General features: G+C 51.2%; 11 protein-coding genes. 5 read left to right on the top strand and 6 right to left on the bottom strand.

The features are described 5' to 3' along the window. Position 1: 1 nt before the first annotated feature. Together QRY16_RS10275 and QRY16_RS10270 are read left to right on the top strand one after the other, a co-directional pair. Positions 2–1198 (top strand): sialidase family protein, encoded by a 1197-nt coding sequence (locus tag QRY16_RS10275; protein WP_289776510.1) that lies wholly within the window; start codon positions 2–4, stop codon positions 1196–1198. Then, positions 1198–1878: an SDR family NAD(P)-dependent oxidoreductase gene (locus QRY16_RS10270; protein WP_289776554.1), complete on the top strand. Its 681-nt coding sequence runs from the start codon at positions 1198–1200 to the stop codon at positions 1876–1878. Before QRY16_RS10275 ends, QRY16_RS10270 begins: the two co-directional genes overlap by 1 nt. 22 nt (positions 1879–1900) lie before the next feature. Here QRY16_RS10270 and yacL read toward each other — a convergent pair whose 3' ends face one another. The 6 genes from yacL to pdhR form a co-directional block, all read right to left on the bottom strand. After that, positions 1901–2275, bottom strand: a complete 375-nt coding sequence (yacL, locus tag QRY16_RS10265) for a protein YacL (protein WP_193403780.1) — start codon at positions 2273–2275, stop codon at positions 1901–1903. A gap of 192 nt (positions 2276–2467) precedes the next feature. Further along, positions 2468–5065 carry a bifunctional aconitate hydratase 2/2-methylisocitrate dehydratase gene (acnB, locus tag QRY16_RS10260; RefSeq protein ID WP_289776509.1) on the bottom strand — a complete coding sequence of 866 codons (2598 nt, stop codon included), beginning with the start codon at positions 5063–5065 and terminating at the stop codon, positions 2468–2470. A gap of 650 nt (positions 5066–5715) precedes the next feature. Further along, complete coding sequence (lpdA, locus tag QRY16_RS10255; RefSeq protein ID WP_289776553.1) at positions 5716–7140, bottom strand: dihydrolipoyl dehydrogenase; 1425 nt, start codon at positions 7138–7140, stop codon at positions 5716–5718. A gap of 303 nt (positions 7141–7443) precedes the next feature. Next, positions 7444–9324, bottom strand: a complete 1881-nt coding sequence (gene aceF / locus QRY16_RS10250) for a pyruvate dehydrogenase complex dihydrolipoyllysine-residue acetyltransferase (RefSeq protein WP_289776508.1) — start codon at positions 9322–9324, stop codon at positions 7444–7446. Positions 9325–9338: 14 nt separating this feature from the next. Beyond that, complete coding sequence (aceE, locus tag QRY16_RS10245) at positions 9339–12005, bottom strand: pyruvate dehydrogenase (acetyl-transferring), homodimeric type (protein WP_289776507.1); 2667 nt, start codon at positions 12003–12005, stop codon at positions 9339–9341. Positions 12006–12107: 102 nt separating this feature from the next. Beyond that, complete coding sequence (gene pdhR, locus QRY16_RS10240) at positions 12108–12872, bottom strand: pyruvate dehydrogenase complex transcriptional repressor PdhR (RefSeq protein ID WP_193403784.1); 765 nt, start codon at positions 12870–12872, stop codon at positions 12108–12110. Positions 12873–13406: 534 nt separating this feature from the next. On the opposite strand from pdhR, the gene aroP reads away from it, so the two are divergent. From aroP to QRY16_RS10225, 3 genes are all read left to right on the top strand, one after another. After that, the gene (gene aroP, locus QRY16_RS10235; RefSeq protein WP_289776506.1) at positions 13407–14762 is read left to right on the top strand and encodes an aromatic amino acid transporter AroP; all 1356 of its coding nucleotides are present in this window, start codon (positions 13407–13409) and stop codon (positions 14760–14762) included. 410 nt (positions 14763–15172) lie between these two features. Next, positions 15173–16252, top strand: coding sequence for a DNA adenine methylase (locus QRY16_RS10230; protein WP_289776505.1), 1080 nt, complete (start codon positions 15173–15175; stop codon positions 16250–16252). 1 nt (position 16253) lies between these two features. Beyond that, positions 16254–16847 carry a type II restriction endonuclease gene (locus QRY16_RS10225; RefSeq protein WP_289776504.1) on the top strand — a complete coding sequence of 198 codons (594 nt, stop codon included), beginning with the start codon at positions 16254–16256 and terminating at the stop codon, positions 16845–16847. Positions 16848–16956: the final 109 nt, after the last annotated feature.

The raw sequence follows: 16956 nt of genomic DNA, 5'->3' as shown, positions 1-16956 counted from the left end.
AATGACTCAGGAAACCGTCACCGTAGAGCGCACCGGCCAGGTCGCACCCCATCCGCAGGATGCCGCGCAGCAGGTCGCGATGCTGCCTTCACACTGCGTACAAAATCATGCTGCAAATTTGTTGCCACTGCCGAATGGCGATCTGCTTTGTTTCTGGTTTGGTGGCACTCAGGAAGGGATTGCGGATATTTCAGTGTGGTGTTCGCGGTTGGTCAATGGCAGCAAACAGTGGAGTGATGCTGAAAAGCTGTCGGACGATCCCAGCCGATCAGAGCAAAATCCCGTACTGTTCCTCGATCCTGATCAGGTGTTGTGGCTAATGTGGACGGCACAAAAATCGGGCAATCAGGACACCGCGATCGTGCGTTATCGACAGTCACGTGACTTTGGTCGCAGCTGGGGCGCCATTGACACGCTGCTGGATAAACCCGGCACCTTTATCCGTCAGCCAATGATCGTGCTGCCTAATGGCAACTGGCTGCTGCCAGTGTTTTACTGCCTGACACAGCCGGGCGAAAAATGGGTGGGCAGTTATGACGTCAGCGCCGTGAAGATTTCTGAGGATAAAGGCCAGACCTGGCGTGATGTTGCCGTACCTGACAGTATCGGCTGCGTGCACATGAACGTTACATTACTGGATGACGGTTCGCTGCTGGCGCTGTATCGCAGCCGCTGGGCCGATCATATTTATCAAAGCCGTTCTATCGATCATGGCGAAAGCTGGAGCGCGCCACAGCCGCTGTCATTGCCCAACAACAACTCATCGATTCAGGTTACCACCCTGCGCAACGGCCATCTGGCGCTGGTATTCAACGCCATGAGCGCCGAAGGAGCCAGCGAGCGTCGTCTGTCGCTGTATGACGAGATCGAAGATGATGACGATGATGTTGCCGTAGCGGTGGCCGTTGAACCGGTGGTGCGTTCCGGTCGCAGCGCGTTCTGGGGAGCGCCGCGTGCGCCAATGACGCTGGCGATCTCTCGCGATGGCGGTAAAAGCTGGCCGTTGCAGCGCAATCTGGATGAGGGCGATGGCTATTGCATGACTAACAATTCGCAGCAGAAGTTAAACCGTGAGTTCTCATACCCCAGTATTAAACAGGGCGCAGACGGCGAGTTGCATATCGCTTACACCTATTTCCGCCAGGCGATTAAATATGTGCGTGTGAAGGAGTCCTGGGTACAAGGCGGTGACGCGTGATGGCTAAAACGGCGCTGGTCACCGGCGCCAGCTCGGGCATCGGTCAGGCAATTGCTAGCACGTTGCTGGCACAGGGCTGGCAAGTGATCGGCCTGAGCCGTTCGGCGATTCAGCACGAGCATCCGGCGCTACGCACTTATCAGGTAAATATCAGTGACGCCACAGCGCTGCAGACGTTACTGGCACAGCTGCCTGTACCGCAAGCCGTGGTTCATGCTGCTGGAATGATGCAGGCCGCACCGCTGGGCGAACTGGATTTGAACGCCAGCGCGCGATTGTGGCAGTTACATATCGCGGCGGCGGAACAGCTGGCGAACCATTACGCTCCGCAAATGCAGCCAGGCGGCAGGATGGTACTGCTCGGCAGCCGCACCTCACGTGGTGCGGCCGGTCGAAGCCAGTATGTTGCCACCAAGTCGGCGATGGTGGGCATGGTACGGAGCTGGGCGGCAGAACTGGCGCCGCGCGGCGTTACGGCAAATATTGTGGCGCCGGGCGCAACGGAAACGCCGATGCTAAAACAGCCGGGACGAGAGAGCTCGCCGCCCAAATTGCCGCCGATTGGTCGCTATATCCAGCCGCAGGAAGTGGCTGAAGTGGTGAATTTTTTATTGTCGCCCGCTGCGGCAGCGATTACCGGTCAGGAGCTGGTGATATGCGGCGGCGCATCGCTCCTCTGAATGCAGGGGCGGTGCAAGCCGCTCAGTTTTTGCTGCCGTATTGCTGCAAAAACTGACGATAAGCGGCGATCACCGCCAGAAAATCTTCGACGCCACAGAATGACAGGCTCTCTTCGTCGTAATAATTCATGCCCTCTTCCATGCCATCATCTTCCAGCGCCAGCAGGTTGGCACGAATCATCACCTCTTCTTCATCCAGCAAAAGCGTGTATTCGCTGCCGATGCGCTGCCATTGCCGCACGCTTCCCTTTACATCCTCAGCGGCGGCCTCGACTTCATCCAGTAAGCCGGGATCATTTCGGACCTCTTCATTGAACCAGTGACCGACCGCTTCGTGATCCATCGACATGCGCACCTTTATCTGGCCCGTCACATCGCGTAAGAACTCATATTCCATCGCCTTTTCCTCTCAACGTTGTTGCGTCACGTTGCTTTCTCTGAGTGTTAGCGCTGACTCAGCAACAAAGTGTGACAAGGCGCGCATTATTACAGGCTATGCGGCGAAATCCAGTTTTTCCTGGCGATACCCCGCCTGCTCTGGACGAAAAAAAAGGGCGAATCGTCGCCCCTTTTTGCTTCCTGTGAGGGATCAAACCGCAGTCTGGAAAATCACACCGTCGGCTTTTTCAGTGTACTGATTTAACTGGTCGAAGTTGAGGTAGCGGTATGTGTCGCTGGCAGTTTTATCCACCTGCGCCATAAACTGCTGATATTCGTCCGGGGTAGGCAATTTGCCTAACAGTGACGATACCGCAGCCAGCTCTGCTGACGCCAGGAAGACGTTCGCGCCGGTGCCCAGACGGTTCGGGAAGTTACGGGTGGAAGTCGATACCACCGTTGCGCCATCCGCTACACGCGCCTGGTTACCCATGCACAGTGAACAGCCGGGGATCTCGATACGCGCGCCGCTCTTACCAAACACGCTGTAATAGCCCTCTTCTGTCAGCTGAGCCGCATCCATTTTAGTTGGCGGAGCCACCCAAAGACGCGTCGGCAACTGACCTTTATGGCTGTCGAGCAATTTACCCGCCGCACGGAAGTGACCAATGTTGGTCATACACGAACCGATGAACACTTCGTCAATTTTCTCGCCCTGTACGTCGGACAACCAACGCGCGTCGTCAGGATCGTTTGGTGCACACAGAATCGGCTCTTTGATCTCAGCCAGATCGATGTCGATAATGGCGGCGTATTCGGCATCCGCATCGGCTTCGAGCAGCTGTGGTTCGTCCAGCCATTTCTGCATACCTTCGATACGACGCTCCAGCGTGCGACGATCGCCGTAGCCTTCTGCAATCATCCACTTCAACAGCACGATATTAGAGCTCAGATATTCCTTGATCGGTGCCTGATCCAGCTTGATGGTACAGCCAGCGGCAGAACGTTCGGCTGACGCATCGGTCAGTTCAAACGCCTGCTCAACTTTCAGGTCCGGTAAACCTTCGATTTCGAGGATGCGACCAGAGAAGATGTTTTTCTTACCTTTCTTCTCAACGGTCAGCAAACCTTGCTTGATCGCGTACAGCGGGATCGCATGTACCAGATCGCGCAGAGTAATACCCGGCTCCATTTTGCCTTTGAAACGCACCAGCACTGATTCCGGCATATCGAGCGGCATTACGCCAGTCGCAGCCGCAAATGCTACCAGGCCAGAACCCGCCGGGAACGAAATACCAATGGGGAAACGCGTATGGGAATCACCACCTGTGCCGACGGTATCAGGCAGCAGCATACGGTTCAGCCATGAGTGGATCACGCCGTCGCCAGGACGCAGCGAAACGCCGCCACGGTTCATAATGAAGTCTGGCAGCGTATGGTGAGTATTGACGTCAACCGGTTTCGGGTAAGCAGCGGTGTGGCAGAACGACTGCATCACCAAATCGGCAGAGAAGCCAAGGCACGCCAGATCCTTCAGTTCATCACGGGTCATTGGCCCGGTGGTGTCCTGCGAACCCACTGACGTCATTTTTGGTTCACAATAGGCACCAGGACGGACGCCTTCAGTACCACAAGCACGGCCTACCATTTTTTGCGCCAGCGAGTAACCGCGAGTGCTTTTCACCACGTCCTTCGCCTGACGGAACAGAGTGCTGTGTGGCAAACCAAGCGACTCACGCGCTTTGCTGGTCAGGCCGCGACCGATAATCAGCGGAATACGGCCACCAGCGCGTACTTCATCAATCAGCACGTCCGTTTTCAGCTCGAAGCTGGCCAGCAGGTCGCCGGTTTCGTGGTTACGCACTTCGCCTTTGTATGGATAGATGTCGATAACATCACCCATATTCATTTCGTTAACATCGACTTCAATTGGCAGCGCACCCGCATCTTCCATGGTGTTGAAGAAGATAGGTGCGATTTTGCCGCCCAGCACCACGCCGCCGCCTTTTTTATTTGGCACGTTCGGGATGTCGTCACCCATAAACCACAGCACCGAGTTGGTGGCGGATTTACGCGATGAACCGGTACCGACAACGTCACCAACATAAGCCAGCGGGAAACCTTTGGCCTGCAGCGCTTCAATCTGTTTGATGGGGCCGATATTGCCTGCTTCATCCGGCTCAATGCCTTCACGGGCATTTTTCAGCATCGCTAATGCGTGCAGGGGAATGTCTGGACGTGACCAGGCATCCGGGGCCGGAGACAGATCATCCGTGTTGGTTTCACCCGTCACTTTGAAAACCGTCACGGTGATTTTTTCTGCCAGTTCCGGGCGAGACAGATACCATTCAGCATCAGCCCAGGATTGCATCACCTGCTTAGCATATTCGTTGCCCGCTTTAGCTTTCTCTTCAACATCGTAGAAGCTGTCGAACATTAGCAGCGTGTGCGAAAGTTCTTTCGCGGCGACAGGGGCCAGTTTGGCATCATCAAGGGCTTCAATCAGCGGATGGATGTTGTAACCGCCTTGCATGGTGCCAAGCAGTTCAACCGCTTTTTCAGGGGATACCAGAGGAGAGATTGCTTCACCCTTAGCGACAGCCGCCAGGAATCCAGCCTTAACATACGCCGCTTCATCGACGCCGGGTGGGACACGGTTGACCAACAGATCGATCAAAAATTCTTCTTCACCCGCAGGTGGGGTTTTTAGCAGTTCAACCAGCGCGGCCATTTGGGAAGCATCTAAAGGCTTAGGTACGATCCCCTGGGCTGCACGCTCAGCAACGTGCTTACGGTATTCTTCTAGCACGACGTTCTCCTCGCTCTCATTGTATGGGTTTCCGGTGCACCCTAATGACAAAGCATTCCGTGAGTAGGGTAAGGTGCCCGGTTCCGCGTGGGGCAGCATAGCAGGATTTCGCTCGATTGTTAATCCGTTTACAAAAAAGCAACATTGCTAGCTTCTGCAGCAGAATGAACTGGAAAACGCGGCTGAAACAAAAAAAAGCAAGGCAGGACATTTCCGCGTTTTTCGCTGTCACTGACGAAATTAGAGATGAATGGCTTCCCCGACTGTCGCAAGGAGATGGCGTGCAGCCTGACGCTTTTCTCGTCAGGCTGAGCAGCATTCATCGGATGCAGCATAACATCGGTTGCCGCGCAGTGAGCTTTCAGAGGATAAAGCTGGCTGGCAACTGAGCGGTTAAGCGACCACCGCCCTGGGCTAAAACCGGCACCCATGCCCTGTCTGCTGTGGGGGTATCATAACTTCGCGCCATCCCAGTCCGTTTATTCACTAACTTCTGGTTATGCTCTGCGGGTTGGGACCGGAAATGCCGGGAAGACCAGCAAACGCTTAAGCCAGGACTGAGGCCGCTCAGGCACACTTTTATTTATTCTGTGAAAAGTTATATAAAAAACGGCCCCTTACGGAGCCGTTAATTTACAGGCTAAAAGCGCTTATTTCTTTTTCGCTTTTGCATTTGGCAAGTCGGTGATGCTGCCTTCAAACATTTCTGCCGCCAGACCGACAGATTCATGCAGCGTTGGGTGAGCATGGATGGTCAGAGCAATATCTTCTGCATCGCAGCCCATCTCAATCGCCAGACCGATTTCGCCTAACAGCTCGCCGCCGTTCGTCCCGACAATCGCGCCACCAATCACGCGGTGCGTTTCTTTGTCGAAAATCAGCTTGGTGATACCGTCTGCACAATCAGAAGCGATAGCGCGGCCAGAAGCAGCCCACGGGAACGTGGCGGTTTCATAGCTGATGCCTTTCTCTTTCGCTTCTTTCTCGGTCAGGCCAACCCAGGCAACTTCCGGCTCGGTGTAGGCAATAGACGGGATCACTTTCGGATCGAAGTAATGCTTCAGACCTGAAATCACTTCTGCCGCCACATGACCTTCATGGACGCCTTTGTGCGCCAGCATCGGCTGACCCACAATATCGCCGATAGCGTAGATATGCGGCACGTTAGTACGCATTTGCTTATCAACGCGGATAAAGCCACGGTCATCGACTTCCACGCCCGCTTTACCAGCATCAAGACCTTTACCGTTCGGTACGCGACCAATCGCCACCAGCACGGCGTCGTAACGCTGGGCATCAGCCGGTGCTTTTTTCCCTTCCATAGAAACGTAAACGCCGACGTCTTTTGCTTCGACAGCCGTCACTTTGGTTTCCAGCATCAGGTTAAACTGTTTGCTAATACGTTTGGTAAAGACTTTTACCACGTCTTTATCAGCGGCAGGAATAACCTGATCGAACATCTCGACCACGTCAATTTCTGAACCCAGCGCGTGATAAACGGTGGCCATTTCCAGACCGATGATACCGCCGCCCATTACCAGCAGACGCTTAGGCACTTCTTTCAATGCCAGCGCATCGGTTGAATCCCACACGCGTGGATCGTCATGAGGAATAAATGGCAGTTCGATTGGACGTGAACCCGCAGCAATAATGGCGTTATCAAAGTTAATGGTGGTTGCGCCACCCTCACCTTCTACTACCAGCGTGTTGGCACCGGTGAATTTACCCAGGCCATTTACCACTTTGACTTTACGCCCCTTCGCCATGCCAGCGAGGCCGCCAGTCAACTGGTTGATAACTTTATCTTTCCAGCTGCGAATTTTGTTAATATCAGTAGATGGCTGACCAAACACGATGCCGTGTTCTTCGAGCGCTTTCGCCTCTTCGATCACTTTCGCAACGTGCAGCAGCGCTTTAGACGGGATACAGCCTACGTTCAGACAAACACCGCCGAGGGTGTTGTAACGTTCGACCAGTACGGTTTCCAGACCTAAATCAGCGCAACGGAAGGCTGCAGAGTAACCTGCAGGACCAGCCCCAAGTACCACGACTTGAGTTTTAATCTCTGTACTCATCATGACCTCTTATTAGATTGCCGGCGGGTCAGACGTTGAGCCTATCCCATTAGGCGAGTTCACTGGCCATTTTGCGAACGGGCAGTACTCAAACACCTCACGTACATCCAGTACGGTGCGGAGCCTGAGCGCAAGCCTGCCACAAACTGACTGCGCCAGTTACGCCTAATGGAATAGGCTCAGAATGCCCTTCTTCCACCGGGACACTTTCACCGCAAGAGTTTACAGAATTGTTAACAAACTGCCAACCGCGGTGCCACGAATGCCTACAAGAAGGCCGGCATCAGCCGGCCTTTTTTATCTTTACATTACCAGACGACGAATGTCTGACAGCATATTGCCGATAATGGTGATGAAACGCGCACCATCAGCACCGTCAATCACGCGGTGATCAAAGGAAAGAGAGATTGGCATCATCAGACGAGGCATAAACTCTTTACCATTCCACACCGGCTCCATCGCAGATTTGGAAACGCCAAGGATAGCTACTTCCGGCGCATTAACAATCGGCGCAAAGTGCGTCGTTCCCAGGCCGCCCAGGCTGGAAATAGTGAAGCATCCGCCCTGCATATCCCCCGCCGTCAGCTTGCCGTCACGCGCTTTTTTCGAGGTTGCCATCAGCTCACGCGACAGCTCGGTGATGCCTTTTTTGTTCACATCTTTAAAGACGGGAACAACCAGTCCATTTGGCGTATCAACCGCCACCCCGATATTGATGTATTTTTTCAGCGTCAGTTTCTGCGCATCTTCCGACAGTGAACTATTGAAGCGTGGCATCTGCTCAAGAGCAGCCGCAACCGCTTTCATGATAAACACCACAGGGGTGTATTTCACATCCAGCTTACGCTTCTCAGCTTCGGCGTTCTGTTGCTTACGGAAAGCTTCCAGATCGGTAATATCGGTTTTGTCGAAATGCGTAACGTGCGGAATGACCACCCAGTTACGGCTCAGATTCGCTCCCGAAATTTTCTGGATACGACCCAGTTCCACTTCTTCGATTTCGCCAAACCTGCTGAAGTCTACCTTCGGCCATGGCAGCATACCGGGCAATCCGCCACCGCTGGTCGCGGTCGGTGCGGCTTCGGCGCGTTTCACCGCATCTTTAACGTAAGACTGCACGTCCTCTTTCAGGATGCGGCCTTTGCGGCCCGTGCCTTTGACTTTTGCCAGATTAACGCCGAACTCACGTGCCAGACGGCGGATAACCGGCGTGGCATGGACGTAAGCATCGTTCTCAGCGAATTCGCCTTTGGCTTCTGTTGGCGCTGGTGCCGCTGCTGCCGGTTTAGCTTCCGTTTTCGCAGGGGCTGCGGCTTCCTGTTTCGCTGCCGCAGGGGCTGCGCCTTCCACTTCAAACACCATGATAAGTGAGCCGGTGCTGACTTTATCGCCCGTCGCCACTTTCAGTTCTTTCACGGTACCGGCGAACGGAGCAGGGACCTCCATCGACGCCTTGTCGCCTTCAACCACAATCAGTGATTGCTCAGCTTCAATTTTGTCGCCAACTTTTACCAGCACTTCGGTCACTTCAACTTCATCGCCGCCAATATCTGGCACGTTAACGTCTTTTGCGCCCGCTGCGGCGGCGGGTGCCGTCGCGGCTTCCTCTTTCACTTCTGGCCTGGCCGCCGCGGCTGGTGCTGCGCCTTCAGCTTCAAATACCATAATGTGAGAGCCGGTATTCACTTTGTCGCCGGTAGCGATTTTAATCTCTTTTACCACCCCGGCGAACGGAGCCGGAACTTCCATTGACGCTTTGTCACCTTCAACGACGATCAGCGATTGTTCGGCTTCAACTTTGTCCCCGACCTTCACCAGAATCTCGGTGACTTCAACTTCATCACCGCCAATATCAGGCACATCGACGTCTTTGCTGGCAGTTGAAGCAGCAGGTGCCGGTGCGGCTTCGGCTTTTTTCTCTTCTGCTGGCGCCGGTGCCGCTTCCGCTGCACCTTCGGCATCAAACATCATGATCAGCGAGCCGGTTTCGACTTTATCGCCGGTGGAGATTTTAATCTCTTTTACCACGCCAGCCTGCGGTGAAGGCACTTCCATCGAAGCTTTGTCGCCTTCCACAGTAATCAGTAACTGCTCGGCTTCTACCTTATCGCCAATTTTGACCAGAATCTCGGTGACTTCAACTTCATCAGACCCGATGTCCGGTACCTTAATTTCGATAGCCATTACTCTTTTACCTCTTAAGCCAGACGCGGGTTAACTTTATCGGCATCGATATTGAACTTAACGATGGCTTCCGCTACTGCTTTTTTATCAACTTCGCCACGTTTAGCCAGTTCACCCAGTGCCGCAATCACCACGTAAGAAGCATCCACTTCGAAGTGATGACGCAGGTTCTCACGGCTGTCCGAACGGCCAAAGCCGTCGGTGCCCAGCACGCGATAATCGCTGGCTGGTATATAGCTGCGAACCTGCTCAGCAAACAGCTTCATATAGTCGGTAGACGCAACCGCTGGCGCATCGTTCATGACCTGTGCGATATAAGGCACACGTGCCTCTTCAGTCGGATGCAGCATATTCCAGCGTTCACAATCCTGGCCATCACGCGCCAGTTCGGTGAATGAGGTTACGCTGTAGACGTCAGAACCGATGCCATAGTCTTTCGCCAGGATCTGCGCCGCCTCACGTACATGACGCAGGATTGAACCTGACCCCAGCAGCTGAACTTTACCTTTGCTGCTTTCCACTGTCTCCAGCTTGTAGATACCTTTGCGGATGCCCTCTTCAGCACCTTTCGGCATCGCCGGCATATGGTAGTTTTCGTTCAGCGTGGTGATGTAGTAGTAAATATTTTCCTGCGCTTCGCCATACATGCGAGTCAGGCCGTCTTGCATGATAACTGCCACTTCGTAGGCGTAAGACGGATCGTAAGAAATACAGTTCGGGATAGTCAGCGACTGAATGTGGCTGTGACCATCTTCGTGCTGCAAACCTTCACCATTCAGCGTAGTACGTCCAGACGTGCCACCAACCAGGAAACCGCGTGCCTGTTGGTCGCCCGCCAGCCACATCAAATCACCAATACGCTGGAAACCAAACATTGAGTAATAGATGTAGAACGGGATCATCGGCAGGTTATTCGTGCTGTAAGAGTTCGCCGCCGCCAGCCAGGATGAACCTGCACCCAGCTCGTTGATGCCTTCCTGCAGAATCTGACCTTTCTCGTCTTCTTTATAATAAGCAACCTGCTCGCGGTCCTGCGGCGTATACTGCTGACCGTTCGGGCTATAAATACCAATCTGACGGAACAGACCTTCCATACCAAAGGTACGCGCTTCGTCCGCCAGGATCGGAACCAGACGATCTTTGATCGATTTGTGCTTCAGCATCACGTTCAGCGCACGCACGAAAGCAATCGTGGTAGAAATTTCTTTGTTCTGCTCTTCCAGCAGCGCACCGAAATCTTCCAGCGTCGGCATTTCCAGCTTCTCTGTAAATTTCGCCTGGCGTGTAGGCAGATAACCACCCAGTTTTTCACGCTGGCCATGGAGATAGCTGTACTCTTCGGAGCCTTTTTCAAATGTCACATAAGGCAGATTTTCAATCTTGTCATCGGCCACCGGTACATTGAAGCGATCGCGGATGTAACGCACACCGTCCATATTCATCTTTTTCACCTGGTGGGCAATGTTTTTGCCTTCCGCGGTGTCGCCCATACCATAACCTTTGATGGTGTGCGCCAGAATCAGAACCGGTTTACCTTTGGTTTCCTGCGCCTTTTTCAGCGCCGCGTAGATTTTCTTCGGATCGTGACCGCCACGGTTCAGTGCCCAGATTTCATCATCGGACATGTCTTTAACCAGCTCGGCAGTTTCGGGATATTTACCGAAGAAGTGCTCACGCACATAGGCACCGTCGCGTGACTTGAAGGTCTGATAGTCGCCGTCAACGGTTTCATTCATCAGCTGGATCAGTTTACCGCTGGTGTCTTTACGCAGCAGCTCATCCCAGCGGCCCCCCCAAATAACCTTGATAACTTCCCAGCCAGCACCAGCAAAGATGCCTTCCAGTTCATTGATAATTTTGCCATTACCAGTAACCGGACCATCCAGACGCTGCAGGTTGCAGTTGATGATGAACACCAGGTTATCCAGTTTTTCACGGGTAGCAATGGTAATTGCACCTTTAGATTCTGGCTCATCCATCTCACCATCACCCAGGAAGGCGTAAACGGTTTGCGCTGAGGTGTCTTTCAGGCCGCGATGTTCCAGATATTTCAGGAATTTCGCCTGATAGATTGCCGACAGTGGGCCAAGGCCCATGGAAACGGTTGGGAACTGCCAGAATTCCGGCATCAGTTTCGGATGCGGATAGGATGACAGGCCATTGCCATGTACTTCCTGGCGGAAGTTGTTCATCTGCTCTTCGGTCAAACGCCCTTCGAGGAACGCACGCGCATAGATGCCCGGTGAAATATGGCCCTGGAAGTAAACCAGGTCACCGCCGTCTTTGTCATTGCGCGCGCGGAAGAAGTGGTTAAAACACACTTCATAGATAGTGGCAGAAGACTGGAAAGAAGAGAGATGGCCGCCCAGCTCCAGATCTTTTTTCGATGCGCGCAGCACCGACATGATGGCGTTCCAGCGGATTGCGGAACGGATACGACGCTCAAGAGAGGTATTGCCCGGATAATCCGGTTCATCTTCAACGGCAATAGAGTTGATGTAGTTGCTGATTGCAGATGAACCGGCAGCAACTTTCACGCCGCCTTTGCGGGCTGCACCCAGTACCTGATCAATCAGGTACTGCGCACGTTCTACACCTTCTTCACGGATGACCGATTCGATCGCCTGTAGCCAGTCACGAGTTTCAATCGGATCCACGTCATTGTGTAAACGTTCTGACATGGGTGTGTTCCTTATCTGTGTCTAATACGTTGAATAATCGGGAGCCTGTGAAGCAAAAAGAGACAGGCTCGTCGCACATGTCCGCACGATCTTTGTCGCACGTTATTCCTTACGTTGCTGTAAACGACGTAGGGAGCGTTCTCGACGGCTCTGCTCCCGACTTCTGTCCAGCAAGATTTCCTCAATGAACGCCAGGTGACGGTGTGAAGCCTCGCGTGCTTGTTCCGGCTCACGAGCCACAATCGCCTCAAATATTCTGGCGCGGTGACCACTCACTTTCGCCAGCATTTCCCGACGCGAGTAGAGTAATTCAAAATTCTGGCGGACGTTTTTTTCCAGCATAGGACCCATGGAGCGTAGCAAATGCAAAAGCACGACATTATGGGCCGCTTCTGTGACAGCGATCTGATACTGCATTACTGCGTCCGCTTCGGCGTCTAAATCGCCGCTTTCTTGCGCCTGCTGAATCTGAATATGACAGACACGAATACGTTGTATATCTTCTTCCGTGCCACGTAGCGCCGCGTAATAAGCAGCAATACCTTCAAGCGCGTGACGCGTTTCCAGCAGGTCAAACTGTGATTCCGGATGGTCGGCGAGAAGCTCAACGAGCGGATCGCTCATGCTTTGCCAGAGATGTTCCTGTACAAACGTCCCGCCGCCCTGACGACGCAGCAACAATCCTTTCGCTTCTAAACGCTGGATAGCTTCGCGGAGCGATGGACGTGAGACATCGAATTGTTTGGCGAGTTCGCGCTCGGGGAGCAGCTTCTCCCCCGGATGCAGGGTCCCTTCCATAATCAGGGATTCAAGCTGTTGCTCAATTGCATCGGAGAGCTTGGGTTGGCGAATCTTACTGTAAGCCATCTTCCCTTCTTATCTATGCCAATCGTCCGGAGTAAATTGGTAATACCAATTTCAAAATGGAGTGCGTAAAGTAACAAAGTATTCACCTTGTGTCTATATGGGAACGGGCGCCAAAAATCCCGCGAGTGTGCGCTCTGACGCTAACTTAGCGTTAAAAATATGAAAAATTGCTGTCGCGGGAAATGTTAAATTTTTTCGCTTTTATCACATTTTACGCGCGATTAGCGGTTCCAGATACGGTTTACCATAAGGCAATCGTATGCGTATGAAATGTTTTTTCGTGGCAAAAAATTTGCCCGCTTTGACCGCAGCGCTACGGTGTTTTTTCAGTCAACTCTCAGCACGCAAAGCGAAAGCAGGTGCAAAGCGAAAGCAGGTGCAAAGCGATGCGCTTATCACTATTCTTGTCGCCAGGGTAGCAATGGGCAACATACAGCACGCCTGATACCGTAAAAAAATCAATACGTTAATGTAACCACTTCCTTACAGCGAATTTGCGCTGCAAACGAAGAATAAAAACATCATGAGGTTTGTATGGAACAACAGCACGGCGACACGCTGAAGCGCGGGCTTAAGAACCGCCATATTCAGCTGATCGCGCTGGGTGGCGCGGTAGGAACCGGCCTGTTTCTGGGCAGCGCATCAGTCATTAAGTCCGCCGGACCGGCCGTTATTCTGGGTTATGCCATTGCCGGCTTTATCGCTTTTCTTATCATGCGTCAGTTAGGCGAAATGGCGGTTGAAGAGCCGGTCGCCGGTAGCTTTAGCCATTTTGCCTATAAGTACTGGGGTAACTTCGCCGGTTTCGCTTCAGGCTGGAATTACTGGGTTCTGTATGTGCTGGTTGCGATGGCCGAGCTCACCGCAGTCGGCAAATACATTCAGTTCTGGTGGCCTGATTTTCCCACCTGGGCTTCTGCGGCCATCTTCTTCGTGATGATTAATGCCATCAACCTGACTAACGTCAAAGTATTTGGCGAGATGGAGTTCTGGTTTGCCATCATTAAAGTTATCGCGGTGATTGGCATGATCCTGTTTGGGGGCTGGCTGTTGTTTAGCGGCCACGGCGGTCCACAAGCCACAGTCAGGAACCTGTGGGAGCAAGGTGGATTCTTCCCGAACGGTCTGAGTGGATTGGTGATGGTGATAGCGATCATCATGTTCTCGTTTGGTGGGCTGGAGTTGGTTGGCATAACGGCAGCAGAAGCCGACAACCCGGAAACCAGCATTCCGAAAGCAACTAACCAGGTCTTGTGGCGTATTCTGATTTTCTATATCGGTTCGCTGGCAGTATTGCTGTCGCTGATGCCGTGGACCCGTGTTACCGCTGAAACCAGCCCGTTCGTTTTTATCTTCCATGAGCTGGGCGATGCAACGGTGGCTAATGCTCTGAACGTGGTGATCCTGACGGCGGCGTTATCGGTCTATAACAGCTGCGTTTACTGCAACAGCCGTATGCTGTTTGGTCTGGCACAGCAAGGCAATGCGCCGAAAGCGCTGCTTAACGTTAACCGTCAAGGCGTGCCGGTGATGACGATTCTGGTGTCTGCGGTTGCCACCGCGCTGTGTGTACTAATCAACTATCTGATGCCGGGAGAAGCTTTTGGCTTGCTGATGTCGCTGGTAGTCTCAGCGCTGGTAATTAACTGGGCAATGATCAGTCTGGCGCACCTGAAATTCCGTAAAAAGAAAGATCAGCAAGGCGTAACGACGCGCTTCAGGGCGCTGTTTTATCCGGTGGGAAACTGGGTTTGCCTGGTATTCCTGGCGGGTATTTTAGCCCTGATGGCCATCACGCCAGGTATGGCTATTTCTGTCTGGTTGATTCCGGTCTGGCTAGTCACTCTGGGTATAGGTTATATGGTTAAGAAACAAACACAGAAAGCCTGACCCCTTACCCGCCGCTGGCGTTTAGCCGGCGGCGGGTGCTCTTTCAGCGACCTCAGCTACACGTCTCTCCACACATACCCAGCCCAGTTTCCTGACAAATTAATCCTCTTCATCTTTGCCGTTCTGACAGACAAGGCGGAACGTTTAAGTCCCTTCTGCATTCAGTTTATAAGCTGCCCATAGCCCCGATGGAACGCCTATTCCTGACAGGGAGATTGCCTAAAGATGAGGATATGACGGGTAAAAGACCGTTCGCTGCTTTGATGTCATGATAAATATATGCGAGGGCTTTTTAAATATAATTTAAAGCCGAAGGATATGGCACTCGCTTTTTAGTATACTGCACACATGTTTTTGACAACGAATTAGTTTAAAATGAAAAATGTAATTGGGTATTCTACGGTGGCAGCATGAGCTTGGATTTGATGGATTTATTCTCGGGGGAGCCGTTTCAGTCAGGAATTTTTCCTAAAACACGCTATCAAGGTAGCAAATATAAACTAACAAAATGGATTGCGGATTGCTTAGGGCATCTGGATTTTGAGACTGTACTTGATGCTTTTTCTGGTACCTCCTCTGTAGCATATATGTTTAAGGCCATGGGTAAAACTGTCATTGCTAATGACAAAATGCACTTCAATTATCAAATAGCAAAAGCTTTCATTGAAAATAACGCCATTACAATTAATGAGGAAGATATAAATTTTGTCTTGCGCAAAGATCCTTCTTATTTATATAAGAATATTATAAGTGATCACTTCGAAGGGATATATTATCTTCATGATGAAGATATATGGCTAGACATGGTAACGCAAAACATACATCGGATGCATAATGAATATAAAAGAGCCATCATGTTTTGGGCCTTATTCCAGTCATGCCTTTCTAAAAGGCCTTATAATCTATTTCACAGAAATAACCTTAACGTCAGAACGGCAGATGTAAAAAGAAGTTTTGGTAATAAAGCAACCTGGGATAAGCCATTCGAGCAGCATTTTTTAAAATTTATCAAAGAGGCGAACCTCGCTATATTTGATAACAAAAAGCCCAATAAAGCCATTAACAGTGATATTTCACATATCGCTTATGATGAAGTCAATGCCGATTTGGTCTATTTCGATCCGCCTTATGTTCCTGTAAAAGGCAGCTTAACAATGTACATGGATTTCTATCATTTCCTGGAAGGCCTGGCGAATTATGATAGCTGGGAGACTAAAATAGATTTCAATAGCAAAAATAAGGCGATGTTAAAAACTAAATCTCCATGGGAAGACAGGAAGTTTATATCACAGGAATTTTTTAAATGTATATCCGCCTTTAAGAACAGCAAGATTGCTATCTCTTATAGAGAAGACGGCATTCCCAGCATTGATGAAATCACCGCTTTTTTACAGTTAATGGGTAAGCGTGTTGAAGTTAATTATGTTAATTATAAGTACGCACTATCTAAAAAAACAAAAGTCAGAGAAGTTCTGATTACAGGGGTGTAAAATGGATTTTCATCAAAAGCTTATAAATTTCTTACCACACTTAAAAAATGCTTTAACAGTCCCAGGGAGTAAAGACTGGTCTGTGAAAGGATTTATTGATACTTACAGAAATATTTACTCTATTACCACTGACACCAAGGTCATATCGAAAGTTTTAGAAATTATGATATTTCCTCACCTGCTGGATTTTGCCAGGGAAAATAACTTAACGATCAGGCTCCCTCCCCATCAAAACTATTATCCTGATGTGACCTTTATAGATTCAGAAGGCAAAAAGTATGCGATTGATTTAAAGACAACTTACAGAATCACTGAGAATTCCGTTAATGGTATGACTTTAGGCGCTTTTACGGGCTATTTTAGAAACCGCTCATCTTACAAAAATGCGCTCTTTCCCTACGAACATTATGAAAAACACTATGTTTTAGGCGTTATTTATTCACGTAGTGATATTGACAGCATAACCCAGTTACTCACGGCGCAGGGCTTTAAGCTAACCGCAGCCAAACGTAAACTACTGATAACATACATGAATAATGCAAGCGATGAAAACTGGGAATTGCTGACTGGTGCTTACCTGTCGCTACCGATGTAAAACTGGCCCACCTGCCGATGTAAATCTGACCCACCTAGGGTAAAAATGGCAGTTTTAAGGCACTGCCAATGATGACATTGGAGACCAGAGTGGAGATTAGTGTTTTACA

Origin of the sequence: Mixta mediterraneensis (assembly GCF_030283135.1) — a bacterium.
Classification (GTDB): Bacteria; Pseudomonadota; Gammaproteobacteria; order Enterobacterales; family Enterobacteriaceae; genus Pantoea; species Pantoea mediterraneensis.
Note: the sequence above shows the minus strand (reverse complement) of the source record. Positions and strands in the feature narration are given on the sequence as shown.

What these genes read in the sequence shown, in the direction of transcription:
- pdhR (WP_193403784.1), bottom strand. Translation starts at nt 12,872, where the DNA reads ATGGCTTACAGTAAGATTCGCCAACCCAAGCTCTCCGATGCAATTGAG.
- yacL (WP_193403780.1), bottom strand. Translation starts at nt 2,275, where the DNA reads ATGGAATATGAGTTCTTACGCGATGTGACGGGCCAGATAAAGGTGCGC.
- QRY16_RS10275 (WP_289776510.1), top strand. Translation starts at nt 2, where the DNA reads ATGACTCAGGAAACCGTCACCGTAGAGCGCACCGGCCAGGTCGCACCC.
- aroP (WP_289776506.1), top strand. Translation starts at nt 13,407, where the DNA reads ATGGAACAACAGCACGGCGACACGCTGAAGCGCGGGCTTAAGAACCGC.
- aceF (WP_289776508.1), bottom strand. Translation starts at nt 9,324, where the DNA reads ATGGCTATCGAAATTAAGGTACCGGACATCGGGTCTGATGAAGTTGAA.
- QRY16_RS10270 (WP_289776554.1), top strand. Translation starts at nt 1,198, where the DNA reads ATGGCTAAAACGGCGCTGGTCACCGGCGCCAGCTCGGGCATCGGTCAG.
- aceE (WP_289776507.1), bottom strand. Translation starts at nt 12,005, where the DNA reads ATGTCAGAACGTTTACACAATGACGTGGATCCGATTGAAACTCGTGAC.
- lpdA (WP_289776553.1), bottom strand. Translation starts at nt 7,140, where the DNA reads ATGAGTACAGAGATTAAAACTCAAGTCGTGGTACTTGGGGCTGGTCCT.
- QRY16_RS10225 (WP_289776504.1), top strand. Translation starts at nt 16,254, where the DNA reads ATGGATTTTCATCAAAAGCTTATAAATTTCTTACCACACTTAAAAAAT.
- QRY16_RS10230 (WP_289776505.1), top strand. Translation starts at nt 15,173, where the DNA reads ATGAGCTTGGATTTGATGGATTTATTCTCGGGGGAGCCGTTTCAGTCA.